The sequence below is a fragment of the Amycolatopsis thailandensis genome (assembly GCF_042723255.1).
GTDB lineage: Bacteria > Actinomycetota > Actinomycetes > Mycobacteriales > Pseudonocardiaceae > Amycolatopsis > Amycolatopsis thailandensis.
This window is the reverse complement of sequence record NZ_JBHXJK010000024.1, coordinates 1-16,307: the sequence shown is the minus strand read 5'-3', so window position 1 is coordinate 16,307 and position 16,307 is coordinate 1. Positions and strand designations below refer to the sequence as shown.

14 protein-coding genes and 1 tRNA gene are annotated in these 16,307 nt (G+C 66.7%); 6 read left to right on the top strand and 9 right to left on the bottom strand.

Annotation, left to right across the window (positions count from 1 at the left end; all coding sequences use genetic code 11):
* Window positions 1-39 precede the first annotated feature (39 nt).
* Together ACFWMR_RS12190 and ACFWMR_RS12185 are read right to left on the bottom strand one after the other, a co-directional pair.
* Window positions 40-1,266 (bottom strand): M14 family metallopeptidase, encoded by a 1,227-nt coding sequence (locus tag ACFWMR_RS12190; protein WP_378378438.1) that lies wholly within the window; start codon window positions 1,264-1,266, stop codon window positions 40-42.
* A 115-nt stretch (window positions 1,267-1,381) separates the two neighbouring features.
* A complete protein-coding gene (locus ACFWMR_RS12185) occupies window positions 1,382-1,969 on the bottom strand; it encodes a TetR/AcrR family transcriptional regulator (RefSeq protein WP_005160156.1) in 588 nt (195 codons plus the stop codon).
* 123 nt (window positions 1,970-2,092) lie between these two features.
* Here ACFWMR_RS12185 and ACFWMR_RS12180 point away from each other — a divergent pair, with 123 nt between their 5' ends.
* Entirely contained in the window at window positions 2,093-2,557 is a 465-nt protein-coding gene (locus tag ACFWMR_RS12180) for a GreA/GreB family elongation factor (protein WP_093933331.1), read from the top strand.
* Between the two features lie 100 nt (window positions 2,558-2,657).
* Here ACFWMR_RS12180 and ACFWMR_RS12175 read toward each other — a convergent pair whose 3' ends face one another.
* The 6 genes from ACFWMR_RS12175 to ACFWMR_RS12150 form a co-directional block, all read right to left on the bottom strand.
* On the bottom strand, window positions 2,658-4,190 hold the full coding sequence (locus ACFWMR_RS12175; RefSeq protein WP_378378396.1) for a PstS family phosphate ABC transporter substrate-binding protein: 1,533 nt from the start codon (window positions 4,188-4,190) through the stop codon (window positions 2,658-2,660).
* A 72-nt stretch (window positions 4,191-4,262) separates the two neighbouring features.
* On the bottom strand, window positions 4,263-5,750 hold the full coding sequence (locus ACFWMR_RS12170; RefSeq protein ID WP_378378395.1) for a flavin-containing monooxygenase: 1,488 nt from the start codon (window positions 5,748-5,750) through the stop codon (window positions 4,263-4,265).
* A complete protein-coding gene (locus ACFWMR_RS12165) occupies window positions 5,747-6,232 on the bottom strand; it encodes an FAD-dependent oxidoreductase (RefSeq protein WP_378378394.1) in 486 nt (161 codons plus the stop codon). Before ACFWMR_RS12165 ends, ACFWMR_RS12170 begins: the two co-directional genes overlap by 4 nt.
* Complete coding sequence (locus ACFWMR_RS12160; RefSeq protein ID WP_005160164.1) at window positions 6,229-7,158, bottom strand: hypothetical protein; 930 nt, start codon at window positions 7,156-7,158, stop codon at window positions 6,229-6,231. Before ACFWMR_RS12160 ends, ACFWMR_RS12165 begins: the two co-directional genes overlap by 4 nt.
* The gene (locus ACFWMR_RS12155) at window positions 7,158-7,973 is read right to left on the bottom strand and encodes an SDR family NAD(P)-dependent oxidoreductase (protein WP_378378393.1); all 816 of its coding nucleotides are present in this window, start codon (window positions 7,971-7,973) and stop codon (window positions 7,158-7,160) included. Before ACFWMR_RS12155 ends, ACFWMR_RS12160 begins: the two co-directional genes overlap by 1 nt.
* Window positions 7,970-8,896: an alpha/beta hydrolase gene (locus ACFWMR_RS12150; RefSeq protein ID WP_378378392.1), complete on the bottom strand. Its 927-nt coding sequence runs from the start codon at window positions 8,894-8,896 to the stop codon at window positions 7,970-7,972. The genes ACFWMR_RS12155 and ACFWMR_RS12150 overlap by 4 nt, the downstream gene beginning before the upstream one ends.
* A 44-nt stretch (window positions 8,897-8,940) precedes the next feature.
* On the opposite strand from ACFWMR_RS12150, the gene ACFWMR_RS12145 reads away from it, so the two are divergent.
* The 4 genes from ACFWMR_RS12145 (at window position 8,941) to ACFWMR_RS12130 (ending at window position 14,213) form a co-directional block, all read left to right on the top strand.
* Entirely contained in the window at window positions 8,941-9,594 is a 654-nt protein-coding gene (locus tag ACFWMR_RS12145; RefSeq protein ID WP_378378391.1) for a TetR/AcrR family transcriptional regulator, read from the top strand.
* Between the two features lie 66 nt (window positions 9,595-9,660).
* Window positions 9,661-10,143: a hypothetical protein gene (locus ACFWMR_RS12140; RefSeq protein ID WP_378378390.1), complete on the top strand. Its 483-nt coding sequence runs from the start codon at window positions 9,661-9,663 to the stop codon at window positions 10,141-10,143.
* A 511-nt stretch (window positions 10,144-10,654) separates the two neighbouring features.
* Window positions 10,655-12,730: a hypothetical protein gene (locus ACFWMR_RS12135; protein WP_378378389.1), complete on the top strand. Its 2,076-nt coding sequence runs from the start codon at window positions 10,655-10,657 to the stop codon at window positions 12,728-12,730.
* A gap of 352 nt (window positions 12,731-13,082) precedes the next feature.
* Window positions 13,083-14,213 carry a site-specific integrase gene (locus ACFWMR_RS12130; RefSeq protein WP_378378437.1) on the top strand — a complete coding sequence of 377 codons (1,131 nt, stop codon included), beginning with the start codon at window positions 13,083-13,085 and terminating at the stop codon, window positions 14,211-14,213.
* 73 nt (window positions 14,214-14,286) lie between these two features.
* Here ACFWMR_RS12130 and ACFWMR_RS12125 read toward each other — a convergent pair.
* Window positions 14,287-14,360 (bottom strand) — tRNA-Thr (locus tag ACFWMR_RS12125).
* Window positions 14,361-14,501: 141 nt separating this feature from the next.
* Between ACFWMR_RS12125 and ACFWMR_RS12120 the strand changes: the two genes are divergently transcribed.
* Window positions 14,502-16,181 carry a hypothetical protein gene (locus ACFWMR_RS12120; protein ID WP_378378388.1) on the top strand — a complete coding sequence of 560 codons (1,680 nt, stop codon included), beginning with the start codon at window positions 14,502-14,504 and terminating at the stop codon, window positions 16,179-16,181.
* Window positions 16,182-16,307 lie beyond the last annotated feature (126 nt).

The following is a 16,307-nucleotide window of genomic DNA, read 5'->3' as shown; positions in this document are numbered from 1 at the left end:
TGACATGCGGCGAAGGGCCCCTTCAGCCCACGGTAGGGGTCAGCCGATGGCGGTGTTCAGCAGGAGGTCCACGGCCTTGTCGTTACGCGTGGTCTCCCGGACGATCACCTCGTCGGGCGGGTAGAAGCCGGGGTTCGAACCCCGCGGGTACATCTCGAAGGTGAAGCTCAGGATCTTGTGGGTGCCCCACATCCAGTCGTCGATCGTCCCGTCCGTGATGTACAGGTCGCTCGACTGCTGCGGCGTGTAGCCGTTGGTCGCCGCCAGCTGCCTGCCCAGCGTCTGGAAACGCTGCGCCTCGGCCGCCGTCATCCCCGGCGCGGTGTCGTTGTACGTGAAGCCGAACGGCCACAGGACGAGCTCCGAATAGGTGTGGAAGTCGATGCTCGCCTTGATCTGCTGGACGCCGCCGATCTTGCGCGAGTTGACGAAGTTGGACACGGCCTTGGTCTCCGGGGCGGAGAACGCCGAGGGACCGCGGTAGGTCTCACTGCTCGTCGAGCCCGAGGAACCGCCGCAGCAGCCCCAGTTGTAGCCCCAGTTCCGGTTGGTGTCGGTGCCGTTGCCCTGACGGTTCTTGCGCCAGTACTTGTAGCTGCCGCCGGAGATGTCGTACTCCGAGCCGTCCGGGTTGACGTTCGGGATCACGTAGATCTCGGTGCTGTCGACGAACCGCTTGATCGCCGGGTCGGAGGCGTAGCCCTGGGTGAACCGGTTCACGATCCGCAGGCACATCTCGGTGGTGAGGTGCTCGCGCGCGTGCTGATTGCAGGTGAAGAGGACCTCGGGCTCGTTCTCGTCGGTGCCGACGTTGTCGCTGATCTTGAGCATGTTCAGCGCGCGGCCCTGGTAGGAGTTGCCGACGCTGCTCAGCTTCGCGATCGAACCGTAGTTCGCCTGCGCGTTGCGGAGTTCCGTGGTGACCTCGGCGTAGTTGTGGAAGCCGGAGTCCGACGGCGGGAAGTCGTTGATCGCGTTCGTGCCGACCTTCTCGGACCTGTCGACGACTCCACGCTGCTCGACGCGGAAGCCGAGCGAGCGGACCTTCGCCGCGTCGCGCGCCTCACCGATGAACGTGGTCGTGCCGCCGGCGGAGCCGAGGACGTCGACGCCCAGCCGGGAGATCTGGGTGCGCTGCTGTGAGGTGCCGGTGCCGAAGACCTCGTAGATCTGGACCTGCGCGTCTTCGGCCTGCTGGTCGGCGGTCGCCGGACTCGCGGCGACCGGGATGGTGAACGCCGCGACGGCCGCGATCGCCACGGCCATGCACCGTCTTATGCGCATCGTCGTCTCCTAGCTCTGGGGCAGGGAAGGGGAACCCCACCATGGCCGGAGCCGGGAAACCGAACAATCCGTAACGGTACGGATCTAATGCGTATTTCTAGCCGTAGTTCGCGAAGCAGAGCGCTTCGATGTCGCCGCGCAGTGCGGCGAACGGCCGCCGCCGGACGCGCTGCTGGACGATCGCGCCGAGCAGGTAGGACAGCAGGGCCCTGGCCCGCGCGCGGGGGTCTTCCACGTCGAGCGGGGCGAGCAGCTCCGCGAGCAGTTCGGTGATCGACGTCAGCATGACGTCGATGGCCTGCGGGTGCTGCGCGCGGCCCGCGGCGATCCAGTATTCGAACCAGAGGAAGGCCGCGTTCGGGCGGCCGGAGAACTCGGCGAGGAAGGCCTCCAGCGCCGCGAACAGCCGCTCGTCCGGGTGATCGTGTTTCTCCGAAATTTTGCGCAAATCGGCGGTGAACGTTGTGATGTGCGCCGCCATCGCGCGGTCGATCAAGACGTCGATGTCGGCGAAGTAGTAATGAATCGCACTCTTCGTGAGCGGCCCGGCGTCCGCGATCGCGCGCACGGTGCAGCCCGCCAGCCCGTCCCTGGCGAGCACGACACGCGCCGCTTCGACGATCTGTTCCTGTTTTTGCAGCTGATTGGGGGAGAGCCGCGCACTGCGGCCGGGAACGGCGGTCACGAAGTTCCTTACACCAAGTAGTCAGGACGGGAGCCCTGAAGCTTAGGGCAACCGTCCTGGCCGATCACAGCGGGTGAAAAATCTAGGTGGCTAGCGATCGATCCGTAGCGGACAATGCGCGGCATGGTGACCTCAGGGGACAACGGGTTCAGCCCGGCCGCGCGGCGGCAGCTGGAGAAGGAACTCGCCGATCTGCGAGCGCAGCGCGATGCGATGGCGCCGAGGATCGGCGAGCAGGAACGGACCGGCGACGCGGCCGATCAGGCCGAGGTGCTCGACCGCGCGGAGGCCGCCGCCTACCTCGAGCGGCGCATCGCCGACGTCGCGGCGAAGCTGGAGCACGGCGGGCGCGACAGCAAGGGCCTGCTCCCCGACGGCACCACCGTCACCATCAGGTACGCCGACGGCGACGAAGAGGAACTCCACATCGTCACGATCCCGGGCGAGGACTCCGACGCCTTCACGGTCACCTCGGACAGTCCCCTCGGCCTCGCGCTCGTCGGCGCCAAGGAGGGCGACGAGATCACGTACCGGACGCCGCGCGGCGAGACCAGCGCCACCGTCGTCACCTTGAAGCCGCCTGCCTGACCTGTTTCGCGCCTGACATCCCCCGCCGGAATGTCATGAAAGGGTCGTTCAGGACACTTTTCGTCCTGAACGACCCTTTCATGACACCTGGCGGGGGATGTCACGTACCAGGACGGCAGAGGACCGGGTTCACCAGTTCGGCGCACGGCCGGTGCCCGTGGGACCGGACGACGTCCTTGCCGACCTGATTGGTCAGGTACCGCAGGAAGCTCGCGACGAGCGAGTCGGCCTTCGGCTCGCCGAACGTGTACGCGTACTCGGTCTCCCAGAACGGGTACGCCGCGTGGATCGCGCCCTCCAGGGTCGCCTGGTGGCCGTCGATCCGGACCGGCAGCACGTCCTCGCGTTTCGTGGCGGCGCCGAGTTCGCTGTACCCCAGCGCCCCCGGCACGCGCGATACAGCGTCGAGGACGTCGTTCGTGGACGGCTTCGCGCAGCGCACCACGCCCGGCTGGGCGCCCGGCGCCTGTTTGAGGCAGTCGTCGGAGTTGTCGCCGGGTTCCCGTTTGCCCGCCAGGATCCGGCCCTCGAACGTCCGTCGCGTCCCGGAGTCGGAATGCCGGTCGACGAGCCGGACCGGCTGGTCCTTGCCGCCGATCTCCTTCCAGTTCGCGATCTTGCCGTCGTAGACGTCGCGGATCTGCGCGAGCGAGAGATCCTGCACGCCCGCTTCGGAGTTGACCACGAGCGTGAACAACGAGAACGCGACCGGACGCGGCAGCAGCTGCGGGAAGCCCTCGCCCTTGGCGCCGTCGGAGAACGCCAGCACGCTGTCGTTCCCGGCCCGGTTCAGACTGCCGAGGCCCTCCGCGCTCCCCCGGCTGTCGAAGGTGAACGACGCGCCCGGGCACGTCTTCGTGTACGAAGCCGCCGCCTCCTTCAGCACCGGCGCGAAAGCCGTCGATCCGGTGATCGTCAGCTTCCCGGACGCGCAGTCCAGCGGCGGCGGCTTGTCGTCGAAGACCAGTGAGCGGGTCAGCTGGAAGATGCTGACCACGACGAGGAACAGGATCAGCGCCATCACCGAGGTCGTCGGCCCGGTGCGGCTCTTGGTCTCGCGGAGGCTGCCGCCCTTGATCTCGCCGATGACCTGAGGGTCGTCGAAGTCGTCCGGCGTGCCGTTGGGGATCCGGTCGAGGACGGCGAGGATCTTGTAGTGCGCGCCGCGGTTCAGCGGCACCCTCGGCAGGTCGATCACCCCGGCGGGCCGTTCGGGATTCTCGTCCCGCGCGCCGAACCCGGAGTCGTCGCCGAAACATTCGTGCAGATGCGGCGAGCTGAGCTCGGTCACCACCATCCCCGCCACCGTGCGGCCGGGGAACTTCACGCGGATACCGACGCTGTCGTTCTCGTTGACCGCGTAATCGTCGGTGTCGATGTCGGTGGTGCCGCTGTTTTCGATGCGCAGCAACACGAACGACGGGTCGACGAGCCGCTCGCCGTTCTCGTGCTGCAACTGCGCGAGCGCGTCGGCGGTCGGCGCGAACCCGCGTCCGGACGCGGTCGGGGTGTCCATCTGCACGCGGTAGCCGAGCCGTTTTCGGCCGACGAGCACGAACTCCCACAGGAACGCGACGGCCGGGACGGCGATCCCGACCACCGCGAGCAGGACGTCCCAGGGAAAGCCTTCCAAGACCAGCCTCCAGGTTCGGGGAATCGAACCTAAGGCTCATCGCGGCCCGGGACGGCGGACTTCAGCCAGTGTTCATCGGGCGTCCGCGAAGGCGTAGTCGTCGAGGTCGAAGAACCGGCTCGTCACCATCGTTTCCAGCGTCGGCGACGCCCGGAAGGGCACGTCCCCGTTGACGTCGAAGTAGTAGCTGTTGGCCAGCGAGCAGCTGTCCTGGAAGAACACCTGGTGCTTGCGCCGGTCCAGCATGCTCCGGAAGTACCGGTCGTTGGCCTCGTTCGTGACCTCCACCCGGGTCGCGCCGGTCTTGCGCGCGTTGCGCAGGCAGCGGACGATGTGCGCGGTCTGCGTCTCGATCAGGTTGAAGTACGAGGAACCGTTGTAGCCGTAGGGCCCGAGAATGGTGAACAGGTTCGGGAAACCGGGGACGCTGACGCCCTGGTAGGCCTGGAACCGGTTCTCCTCCCAGAACTTCTCCAGATCGACGCCATCGGCGCCGCGGACGGTGAACGCGGGCATGTTGCCCTTCTCGAACACCTTGAACCCGGTCGCGAGTACCAGGACGTCGACCGGATGCTCCGTGCCGTCAGCGGTGCGCACGCCGGATTCGGTGATCGTGTCGATGCCCGTGGTCTCCAGAACGACGTTTTCGCGGTTGAACGTCTGGAGGTACTCGTTGGAGAAACTCGGCCGTTTGCAGCCCAGCGCGTAACGCGGGGTGAGCTTTTCGCGGGTTTCGGGGTCCTTGACCGCGCGGCGCAGATGCGCGTGCCCGATCCGCTCGCCCGCGCCCGCTGTCGGCAGGAGGTTGTGGAAATGCGCGGCCAGCGGGAAAGTCAGTTCGACGAGCGCCTGGCTGGCCAGCCGGGACAGCCTCTTGGCGCCCGGCAGCCGTCGCAGCGCCAGCCGCACCGGGTCCGGCAGGGCGACGTCGGGTTTGGGCAGGCACCAGATCGGCGTGCGCTGGAACACCGTGAGCCGGCCGGCTTCCGGCGCGATGGACGGGATCACCTGCACGGCCGAGGCCCCGGTCCCGACGACGGCGACGCGTTTGCCGCGCAGGTCGACGCCGTGATCCCAGCGCGCGGTGTGCATGACCGTGCCGCGGAAGCCGGCGAGCCCGTCGATGTCCGGCGGCTTCGGCTGGGTGAGCACGCCGGTGGCGCCGACGACGAACCGCGCCGTCATCGACCAGCCGTCGGCGGTTTCGAGGCACCACAAGTGCTTTTCGTCGTCGAAGGTCGCGGAGACGACCTTGCTCCCGAGGCGGGTGCGGCGGCGGATGTCGTATTTGTCGACGCAGTAGTCGGCGTAGGCCTTCAGCTCGCGGCCGGGCGCGTAGACCCGCGACCAGCCGGAGATCTGCTCGAACGAGAACTGGTAGCTGAACGACGGGATGTCGACGGCGACACCGGGATAGGTGTTCCAGTGCCACGCTCCGCCGACGCCGTCGCCCTCCTCCAGCATGAGGAAGTCGCCGAAACCGGCCTTTTGCAGCAGGATCGCGGCACCGATCCCGGAAAAGCCACCGCCGATGATCGCGATCTCGTGGTCCGGCGTCATGCGGGCAGTCCTTCCGTGGCGAAAAGCGAACTGGCGCCGAGCACGACGACGTCGGCCCGGTGCTCGATCCCCTCGGCGGTGCGGATTCCGTGGGGCGCGAAGGCATAAACGGGCCAGGTGATGAGCTTGCAGCCCGGCCGCCGCAGCGCGCCGTAGTAGCCGAGCCCGGACGCGGTCTTCCGCGAGCCGAACCGTCGGTCCGGCGTCAGCAGCCTGCGGATCCAGGGGTCTTTCACCTGCCAGCGCAGGAAAACGCGGGCGACGGCGATGCGGAGGACGTTCGGCCCCGGCACCGGCATCGGCACCACCCAGTCCGGTTCCTCTTGGAACACCTTGACCGATCGCGCGGTGGCCGCCACTTCGGGCACGATCTGCGCCGCCTCGCGGCCGGGCGCGACGACGGCGACGCGCTGACCGGCGAAGTCGTGGCCGAACCATTCGGTGCCGCGCAGCACCTCGCCCTGGAATTCTCCCAGCTTCATGACGCGACCGGTTCGTGGGTGATCTCCTCGGTCCACGACTGCGGCTTTCCCAGCAGCCGCGAGGGGATCAGGCGGGTCACCTTCACCATCGGGTCGGCCAGCAGCCGGTGGTAGACGTGTGAACGGTCGACGATCATCGCCGCCTGCGCCTTGAGCACGTGATACGCGGGGATGCGTTTGGTGAACTCGCCGCGGCCGCCGATGGTGGAGAATCGCTTCACCGCGTTGTACAGCTTCTTCTCCGGCAGGCCCATCGCGACGATGTTGTCCCGCATCTTGTTGATCAACGGGACGAAGACGACGATCAGGCCGAGCACGATCTGCGGTTTGAGCGAGCCGACGGATTCGGTGATCAGCTTGGTCGTGGAACCGGCGCCGATCAATTCGAGGACTTCGAAATCGGCCGTGATGTGCCGGGCCTCGTCCGAGTTGATGTGCCGGAACACCTGGTGGCACACCGGATCGGAGACCTCGTCGAGCAGGAACTTCACCAGCGCGCCGTCGAGGGCGCATTCGAGCAGCGGGATGAGCGTGGCCAGCGCCGTCAGCGGCAGCGTGTCGCCGTAGTCGTCGAGGACCTTGATGGCGAGCTTGACGTTGATGTTCGGCTCGGGCATCGAGCCGTGCTCGTCGAGCATGCCCCAGCGCTTCATCAGCGCCAGTTCCGCGTTGGCGTGCTTCTGTTCCTCGGCGTGGAAGTACCGGTAGATCTCCTGGATCACCGGCGTCGGCGCCTTCTTCGCGAGCGAGGCGAACCCGCGGGCGCCGACGTGCTCGATCCACACGAGATCGGCCATGAACGGCCGCATCTTGGCGCGGAGTTCGTCGGTCATCGTCTCCGCGCCGGGCGCGTCCCAGTCGATGTCGGCCAGCGACCACTGCTTGTCCTTGATGGTCTGGAGCATCGCGGCGAAGTCGTAGGCCATCACTTCTCCTTTTCGGCGGGCAGGAACCGGCCGAGGAGACCGGCGATCCGCGTGTACGGGACGGGCACGAACCGCTTGGCGTGCCACAGAAGCTGGGCGTCGGGTTGCGGCACCACGTAGAGCCGCCCGCGATCGTGGGCGTCGAGCGTCAGCTTCGCGACCTTTTCGGCGGAGAACCCGACCAGATCGGACACCTTCCGCGCGAGGCCGCGCGCCTCGTCTTCGATGAGTTCGCCGTCGAAGATGTTGGTGCGGACGAAGGTCGGGCACAGCACGGTGACCGCGACGCCGGTGCCGGACAGCTCGGCGGAGAGGGTCTCGGACAGGCTGACGACCCCGGCCTTGCTCACGTTGTACGCGGCCATTCTCGGCGCGGCGGTGAAGCCGGCGGCCGAGGCGACGTTGATGACGCCGCCCGCCCGCGCCGCCCGCATGGCGGGGACGAAGGTGTGGCAGCCGTGGATCACGCCCCAGAGGTTCACCCCGAGGGTGCGGTGCCAATCGGACAGCGGGCTCTCCCCGACCGGTTTGCCGCCGGCGCCGATCCCGGCGTTGTTGACGACGAGGTCCGGCTCGCGGCCGAGCCAGGACCGCGCCTGGCTCGCGAGTTCACCGACTTCGTCCACACTGGACACATCACAGGCGATGGCGACCGCGTTCTCGAGCGACTTCGCGGTTTCTTCGGCGGCTTCGAGGTCGATGTCGGCGCAGACGACGCGGCTGCCGCGCCGGACGAGTTCGGCCGCCATCGCCCTCCCGATCCCGCTGCCCGCGCCGGTGACGACGGCGTGCGCTCCATGAGTCCGCTTGGTCATGCCGCCCTCGCGATCGCTGGAAGGTTTTCGGTGAGGAAGCGGCAGGCCCGCTCCATCGCCGGTCCCGCTTCGGGGATGAAGCGGGTCAGTGCCTGAAAGACGTGCATCTGGCCGGGGACCACGTCCAGTTCGCAATCCGCTCCGGTGCGGCGCAGGGCCCTGGCCAGCTCGATGGCGTCCGCGGCCAGCATTTCGAGACCACCGGCCTGGATGATCGTCGGCGGGAACCCCTTGACGTCGTCGAAGGCGAACCGCAGCCGCGCCGAGCCGAGGTCGGCGTCCACTGTGTACAGACCGACGAGCCGTGCGGCCGCGGCGGCGGAGATCATCGGGTCCGGGCTCATGCGTTCTCGTTGGGCGGCCAGCGAGAACGTCACGTCGAACAGCGGCGAGAACAGCGCCAGCGCGGCAGGCGGATCTTTTCGTTCCCGGATCAACTGCGCGGCCAGGTCGACAGCGAGATGCCCACCCGCGGAGTCGCCCGCGACGAGAATCCGGCGATATCCCTGGTCGAGGAGCCTGTCGTAGGCCGCGCGGACGTCGTCGGCGGCGTTCGGGAAGCGATGCCGGGGCGCGAGCCGGTACTCGCAGGCGAAGACCGGCAGGCCGGTGCCGTCGGAGACCCGCGTGGTCAGCCCGCGATGCGTTCGCGCCGAGCAGAGCGCGTACCCGCTGCCGTGGATGTAGAGGACCACGGCGTTGCCTTCGGTCACTTCGGGACCACGGACCCACTCGCCGCGGATGCCCGGCTCGACGCGACTTCCCTTCAACGGCGGCGAAGCGAGCCACAAACCGCTCGCGATGAAGGCGCGGGAGAAGGCGATCCCGGCGCGGTTCGCCGGGATCGCGTTGGCGATCGGCCGCACGAAAGCGGACGTCAGCGCGGCGGCCAAACCGGGTCGCAGGCCATTCTGCGGTCGCATGCCCTCAGAATGAATCTGACGGCACCTGCTGTCAAGATGGGGAGGTGACCGCGTCCCGCCGCTACAGCGGCAAGACCGCCGACGAGCGCCGAACCGAACGACGGCTCGCCCTGCTCGGCGCCGCCCTCGACATCTGGCAGGAACAGGGCTGGGCGGCGGTCACCATGCGGGGCGTCTGCGCGCGGGCGAACCTGACCGACCGGTACTTCTACGAGAGCTTCGCCAACCGCGACGCACTGCTCGCCACCGCCTGGGAACAGGTCCGCGACGAGACCCTGCGGATGGTCCTCGACGCCGTCGCCTCCCGGATCGAGCAACCGGCCTTGGAGCAGCTCCGCGCCGCCGTGGACGTCGTCGTGCACCACGTGCAGGAAGAGCCGGCGCGGGCGCAGATCCTCTTCGGTGACCACGCGGGGAGCGCGGTGCTGGAACAGCTGCGGCGGCAGACCGTCCAGGAGACCACCGGCCTGCTGATCGAACTCGCGCGGCCACATCTGAAGCCGGACGTGGACGGGCTGGAATTCCGGGTCAACGTCCTGCTGGGGATCGGCGGCTTCGTCGAGATCATGCTCGCGTGGCGCTCCGGCCTGCTCGACGCGGACGCGGACACGCTCGTCGATCACCTCACCGGCGTGGGCACTTCCCTGTCGCGGATGTTCCTCAAAAATCACGCCGAAGGGGAGATTTCGGCGGATTGAAGCAGCCCGGCCCGAAGTGTTCACTGGTGGGCAGGAGTGCGACGGTGATCATTTCGGGGGAAATGAATGCAGGTCATTTCGGCGTTGATCGGCGTGATCGTCGGAGGCGCGATCTCGTTCACGGTGCAGCGGCTGGAGTCGCAACGGGCGACCCGTGTGAGCAGGACACATCGGCTCTACGAGACGTGGCAATCCGCGGAAAGCCTGGTCCACCGCGTTAAGGCGGTTCACGTCCTGCGCGACAACATGGAGTCACCGGAACCGGTGGGGTTCATGTCACTGATGAGCAGCGAGTCCTCACTGGAAGCCGATGACCAGTTCGCCCTGACCCGCGTTTTGCATTTCTTCGAGGAATGCGGCGCGCTTCTCGAAGTCAAGGCCATCGATTCGAGGCTGTACAAAAAACTCTTCGAGCGATATGTCGTCTACTGGGTGGATGGCTACCTGCGGCCGCTGCACGAGGTCTCCGCCAGGACGGAGAGCGAGACCGAGACCGGCTGGTTCCCCCGGGTGGCGCGTCTCCGGTCCGCGATGGACCAGCTGCGGTAGTTCCCCGGATCGGGTGAACTTGACCAAGCAGCTGCCTGACGGCCGGTCAGCCATCGCACAAAAGGTCAGGGCCCCATCCGGAGTGTTCCGAATGGGGCCCTGACCTGCGGAGCCGCCTAGGGGAATCGAACCCCTGACCTATTCATTACGAGCGCAATCCCTCACTTCTTTTTGCAGGTCCGAACACCTATGCGCGCTTGTCGCGCCGTGCACGCCTGTGCTCTGACGTCCACAGACGTCCGGGGCCGTTGTCACGCAACTAGTCATGCACCCGCCGACGGGTTGAGTCCACCAGTTCCGGGCGTCTTCGTGCCCCGGCTAGCTTCCATCGCAACCCTGCATAGGAGTAGCGCAATGTAGCGAACGAGGCACTGTTTCCGACCACCTTGAAGTGACCTCCACCGCACCACGCCCAGTTCCCACGATGGACGACCTATCCGCTACTGAACAGGAAGTCATCGAGGCTGCCCGCAGGGGCTTTGAGCTGGTATGCAGCAGTCTAGGAAGTCACGTGCTGCTGTCGACCATTACGAAGGAGCACCGAATCCGTGCTGACGTGATCCGCGAGTTGCTGATGGGACGACATGGTCAACTCGATCCCCACGGCGTCCGGGTCCGGGGCGCGTCTATAGTCGGCAAGCTCGATCTGGATGGCATCGATACAGCCGTCGGACTTGAGCTGACCGGCTGCTCTTTCACCGAAGCGATCACCGCACGTGGCGCCCACCTGTCCAGGCTCAGACTGGCAGCGAGCCGTATCGGCGCCCTAGAAGCTGAGGGCCTGCGCCTAGACGGCGATATGGACCTCGATCGCGTGCGGCTTACCGGCCAGAACGCGACAATCTGGTTGTATGACGCGCGCATCGGCGGCACGTTGCGTTGTCAGTGGATGCACGCAGACTACTCGAAGACTCCTGCCCTGGCTGCCGACCGCCTGCAAGTGGATGGGAGCGTTCTCCTCCGGGGCGCGCGGTTCACCGGAAGCGGCCAACGCGGGGCCGTTGTAATGCTCGGTGCGCGCATCGGCAGCCAGTTCGCCGCTGAGGGAATGCACGCCACCAACTCGAACGGCCCCGCCCTCAACGTCGACGGCCTGCAGGTCGACGCTGGCGTGTTCCTGACGGACGCGCGGTTCACCGGTAGCGGTCAACGCGGGGCCGTTGTACTGCTCAACGCACATATCGGGAATGCCTTCCACGCCAGTCGGGTGCACGTCACCAACTCGAACGGTCCCGCCCTCAACGCCGACGGCCTGCAGGTCGACGCCAGCATGCTTATGAAGGATGCATGGCTCACCGGCGGCGATGAACGCGGAGCCGTTTCATTGCTCGGAGCACACATCAGCGGCCAGCTCAACGTCTGCCTGGCGCACGTCACCAACTCGAATGGCCCCGCCCTCAACGCCGACACCCTGCGGGTCGACGCCAGCATGCTTATGAGAGGTGCACGGTTCACCGGAAGCGGCCAACGCGGGGCCGTTGTACTGCTCAACGCGCGCATCGGCAGCCAGTTCGCCGCTGAGGGAATGCACGCCACCAACTCGAACGGCCCCGCCCTCAGCAATGACGGCCTGCAGGTCAACGACAACATGTTCCTGACGGACGCGTGGTTCATCGGTAGCGGTCAACGCGGGGCCGTTGTACTGCTCGGTGCGCGCATCGGCAGCCAGCTCGTCGCCGTGGGGATGCACGCGACCAACTCGAACGGCCCCGCCCTCAACGCCGACAGCATGCAGGTCGACGACACCATCGCCCTGGTGGATGCGCGGTTCACCGGCAGCGGGCGGCACAGTGCGCTCATCTTGTCTTCAACCCGAGTCGGTAATCGACTCGACTTCACGGGAACGAGAGTCTCCGGCGGTGCCACACGAGGCATCACGCTCAGAGATGCAAGGGTGGCTGGCGCGGTCATCTTTAGAGCCGAACTCGTGTGTTCTCAACCCTGGGGCCGTTCGTGTCCCCGCGCCCGTCGCATCCACTTAAGTGGCTTCACGTTCGCCGAACTCGCGAACACGGACTGGCGAGAGTGGCTGCATCTTATCCGTTTTCACACAACTCACTACTCGCCGTCGCCGTATCAGCAACTGGCCGCAGCGGAGCGAGCCGCTGGACACGACGGCAACGCCCGTCTCATTCTCATCGCCCAGCAACAGGATCTACACCGCCGAGCACAGGATGGCCTTGGCGGACGGCTGACTCGCAGTTTTCACAAACTATGGGGGCTACTTGGAGGTTACGGCTACCGTGCCCGTCGAACTGCCGCTGCCCTTCTAATCGTTCTTGCCGCGGCAGGCGGCCTCGGTCTCTGGGCGGGGCATGTTGAGACCAACCCCGGTTACGCTGCTGAACGCACCACCGCCTCTGGCTCACCCGGCCAGCAATGCACCCCAATTGAACTGATCGGACTCGGCCTCGACCGTGGACTCCCTCTCGCCCCGACCGGGCTACGCGCCCGCTGCGACCTGGACACCACCAACACCCCAGGACAGGTATTCACTGTCGCCGTGTGGATCATCCAAGCTGCGATCTGGGGCCTCGCCACCCTTGCACTCGCCGGCTACACCGGTCTCGTCCGCAAACCTGCATAACGAATACCGCGCAACTGCCACAGTCAGAGACGGTGTCTGCTTTACAGGGAAACGCCTGCGTGGCCGTAATCTGCATATTTACTGCATTCGGTTCCCTGTGCGCCCGCACTGTGCCCGTAGCGGGTCGCTGGTGCGCCGTCCGCGAGCCCAGTCCGCTACCTCAGTGCAGCCCGGCTGATCCAGGCTGCATCACCCGGCGCATGCGCCGGGTGATACCCGGGCCCGAACAGTGCGCCTGATGCAGTCTGGCCCACAGGATCCCCCTACTACATGGCCCACACCAGTGGCGACCAGAGCCCCGAAAGGGACGTGAAGGGGCCGTTGCCAGTCGAGACGTTGGCCGCAGTCGTGGCTGCGAACAACGCTGGGAGTTCACCCTAGGAGCCACGCGACGAACTCCAGCGTCTACATACAGGACCCATCGCCACCACAGAACACCACATGTGGGTTCAACAGCCATCCTGCGGCCAACGCTTCGAACTCGTACACCGTTGAGCACGCAGTCAATGATTGGATGAAGCGATACGAAAAGGGCAAGCGAGACCCGAGCACGATCAAAACCGTTCGTTCGCTGGTCAGCAACCACATCGTGCCGTCTTTGGGCGCTCGCCCGCTGGTGAAACTCGAAGTCGACGACGCAGAAGATTGGCTCGCGAAGGAGGCTGAAGTCCTGGTGACGTCGACCGTCCGCAACCTTCGATCCATCCTCAGGCGAGCGATCAATCGTGCCCAGATTGGTAAGCGGGTCGCCTACAACGTGGTACTGCTATGCGACGAATTGCCTGCAGGGAAAGGCGCCGGCCGCCCGTCGAAGGCACTCACGCTGGAACAGGCGGAGGCAGTACTCGCAGCAGCGGAATTGTCGCCGATGCGAGCCTACATCGTCGTATCGCTCCTGACGGGGGCAAGAACGGAGGAAATGCGTCCATTGACCTGGGATCACGTCGACCTGGTCGGCACGTCGGAGGCCTCGCCGGCCATCCCGCCGAATATCAAGGTGTGGCGTTCGGTCCGGGCGCGCGGCGAGACGAAGGCCCGGAAGTCAAGACGCACGTTGGCGCTGCCCGAACGAGCGGCGGAGGCCTTGAAAGCGCACCAGATGGGACAGAAGGCAACGAAGGCCGGCGCGGGCAACGATTGGTACGAACAGGGCTTAGTGTTCGCGACCAACGTCGGAACCGAGCGGGACGTCAACAACGCCCGGCGGGACTTCCGCCGGGTGATCAAAGCGTCCGGGCTCAACCCAACCCAGTGGACACCCCGGGAGCTACGGCACAGCTTCGTCTCGATCCTCTCGGACGGCGGGATGTCGATCGAGGAGATCTCACGGCTGGTCGGGCACAGCAGCGCCACCGTGACAGAGCTGGTCTACCGGAAGCAAATCCGCCCGGTGGTCGAGTCCGGGGCGACCGCGATGGACCGGATATTCCCCGTAACGGGTGAACCTGCGAAACCGTCGACTCCAACCGATCGGGCATCATAGTCACGCAGTTAGTCACGCACCAAACGAGTCAGGGCCCCATCCGGAGTGTTCCGAATGGGGCCCTGACCTGCGGAGCCGCCTAGGGGAATCGAACCCCTGACCTATTCATTACGAGTGAATCGCTCTGGCCGACTGAGCTAAGGCGGCAGACGCCGGGCTCTCACCCGGCGACGGGACCCAGTGTAGCGGAGGGGTTGAACGTCACCTTCTCCGGCCACCGTCGTTAGGGTCCTATGACGCCGGTCTCAGTCCCCCAAGATCGGCCCATCCCCACTGGAGGACCCGTTCATGCGGCAACGACTGCCCCGCGTGCTGGCGCTTCCGGCCGCCGCGGCCCTGCTCCTGCTGACCGCGGCTCCGGCGCTCGCCCAGGACATCCCGACCACGCCGATCCCCGATCCGGCCAATCCCGGGCAGCCGCCGATGTCCGCGCCGATCGGGCCGCAGCCGCTGGGCAGGGCGGTCGGTGACGCGGGAGCGGCGCTGGGCGTGCTGCGGCTGCTGCCCAACGCGGTGCCGACGAGCGCGATCCTGCCCGGAGCGGACAAGCTGCTGCCGAAGCAGTCCGCGCTCGAAGCCGGGATGGGGCTTTCCAGCGCGCAGGCCAACTCCGAGGCCTACCTGAACTACGAGAAGTCGATCGCGCAGTCTTCGCCGTTCGGCCTGTCCGCCGCGGGCAACGCGCCGCAGACGCCGGGCAGCCTCGTGCAGACGGCGCTGCCGGACAACCCGAAGCCGATCAGCGGCGGCCTCAACGCGCCGAAGAACCCGCTGTTCAACCTCGGTCTGCTGAACGGCGAGGCGCACGCGCGCTGGAGCCCGACGCTCGGGCCGTGTGTCGGCACGATCGCCGACTCCAGCACGTCGATCGCGAACCTCGCGCTGCTGCCGACCATCCCGAACATCCCGGGCGCCGACCAGCTGACCCAGGCTTCGGACCAGCTCAAGTCGGGCCTGTCCGCGCTCGGCCCGCTGGCCAACCTTGGCGGGCTGCTTTCGGGGAACAGCACCAACGCCGACGGCAAGGGCGCGGTGCTGAGCCTGCCGAACACGCTGTCGTCGCGATCGGTCGTGCGGCTGGTCGACATCCCCGGCTCCAAGAACAAGGCCGTCGAATCGACGTCGACCTTGCAGGCCGCCAGCATCGAACTGCTGAAGGGCACGCCGCTCGGCCTGACGATCAAGGTCGCCAGCCAGCCGACGCTGCGGGTCACCTCGACCGGTGACAAGAAGACGTCGAAGGTCGAGTACAGCGCGCCGGTGCTGCAGATCGTCCGCGGCGACAAGGTGCTGTTCACCCTCGACGCGAACAACCCGACCAAGGACATCCCGATCGGCATCCCGCTGCCTTCGCTCAAGCAGGTGCCGGGTTTCGAGCAGCTGAAGAACGTGCCGGTCATCGGCGGGCTCGCCGAGATGCTCGACGGTGCCACCAAGCAGCTCCCGGGCGGCGAGGCTGGGAACGGGCTCACCCTCGACCTCGGAGTGCTGAAGCTTTCGATCGCCGGACTGAACCAGAAGTCGAGCGACACGACCTCGCCGTTCAAGGGTTTCCAGCTGGGCGCTTCGGCGCGGCTGCTGGACCTGCAGATCCTGCCGACCACCGCACTGCAGAAGGCGCTGCCGCCGGACGTCGCGAAGAAGCTGCCGTCGTCGTTGGCGCAGATCTCGCTCGGTGAGCAGATCGCCCGGGCGCACGCGCCGGCCGGCGGTGTCGAATGCGGCACGGCGACCCCGCCGCCCGCGGGCAACAACGGTGGCGCCGCGCCGAAGGGGCCGGTCAAGAACCTGGCCTACACCAACGCCGCCTACGACACGGTGCCGATGTTCTGGTCGGGTACCGCGATGCTGCTGATCGGCGTGGTCCTCGTGGCCGCCATGCCGGGACGGCGACGGCTCGCGGTGGTTCCGGTCTCGATCGAGAAGAAGCCTTTCAAGCCTTCGCCGCGTCCGCGCTCGGAGGACTAGACGGGGCGAGGAGGGTGATGAACGGTCCTTTCACTCCTGGCCCCCGCGTGGGAGGCCTGTTCGTACCGCTCTCGATCGCGTGAAGTACGTGAAGGCCCCCTTCACTGCGCTAGGCGCAGTGAAGGG

Excerpts from the sequence above, each read along its gene's own strand:
- ACFWMR_RS12190 (WP_378378438.1), bottom strand. The coding sequence starts at position 1,266 with ATGGCCGTGGCGATCGCGGCCGTCGCGGCGTTCACCATCCCGGTCGCC.
- ACFWMR_RS12180 (WP_093933331.1), top strand. The coding sequence starts at position 2,093 with ATGGTGACCTCAGGGGACAACGGGTTCAGCCCGGCCGCGCGGCGGCAG.
- ACFWMR_RS12170 (WP_378378395.1), bottom strand. The coding sequence starts at position 5,750 with ATGACGCCGGACCACGAGATCGCGATCATCGGCGGTGGCTTTTCCGGG.
- ACFWMR_RS12165 (WP_378378394.1), bottom strand. The coding sequence starts at position 6,232 with ATGAAGCTGGGAGAATTCCAGGGCGAGGTGCTGCGCGGCACCGAATGG.
- ACFWMR_RS12160 (WP_005160164.1), bottom strand. The coding sequence starts at position 7,158 with ATGGCCTACGACTTCGCCGCGATGCTCCAGACCATCAAGGACAAGCAG.
- ACFWMR_RS12155 (WP_378378393.1), bottom strand. The coding sequence starts at position 7,973 with ATGACCAAGCGGACTCATGGAGCGCACGCCGTCGTCACCGGCGCGGGC.
- ACFWMR_RS12150 (WP_378378392.1), bottom strand. The coding sequence starts at position 8,896 with ATGCGACCGCAGAATGGCCTGCGACCCGGTTTGGCCGCCGCGCTGACG.
- ACFWMR_RS12140 (WP_378378390.1), top strand. The coding sequence starts at position 9,661 with ATGCAGGTCATTTCGGCGTTGATCGGCGTGATCGTCGGAGGCGCGATC.
- ACFWMR_RS12120 (WP_378378388.1), top strand. The coding sequence starts at position 14,502 with ATGCGGCAACGACTGCCCCGCGTGCTGGCGCTTCCGGCCGCCGCGGCC.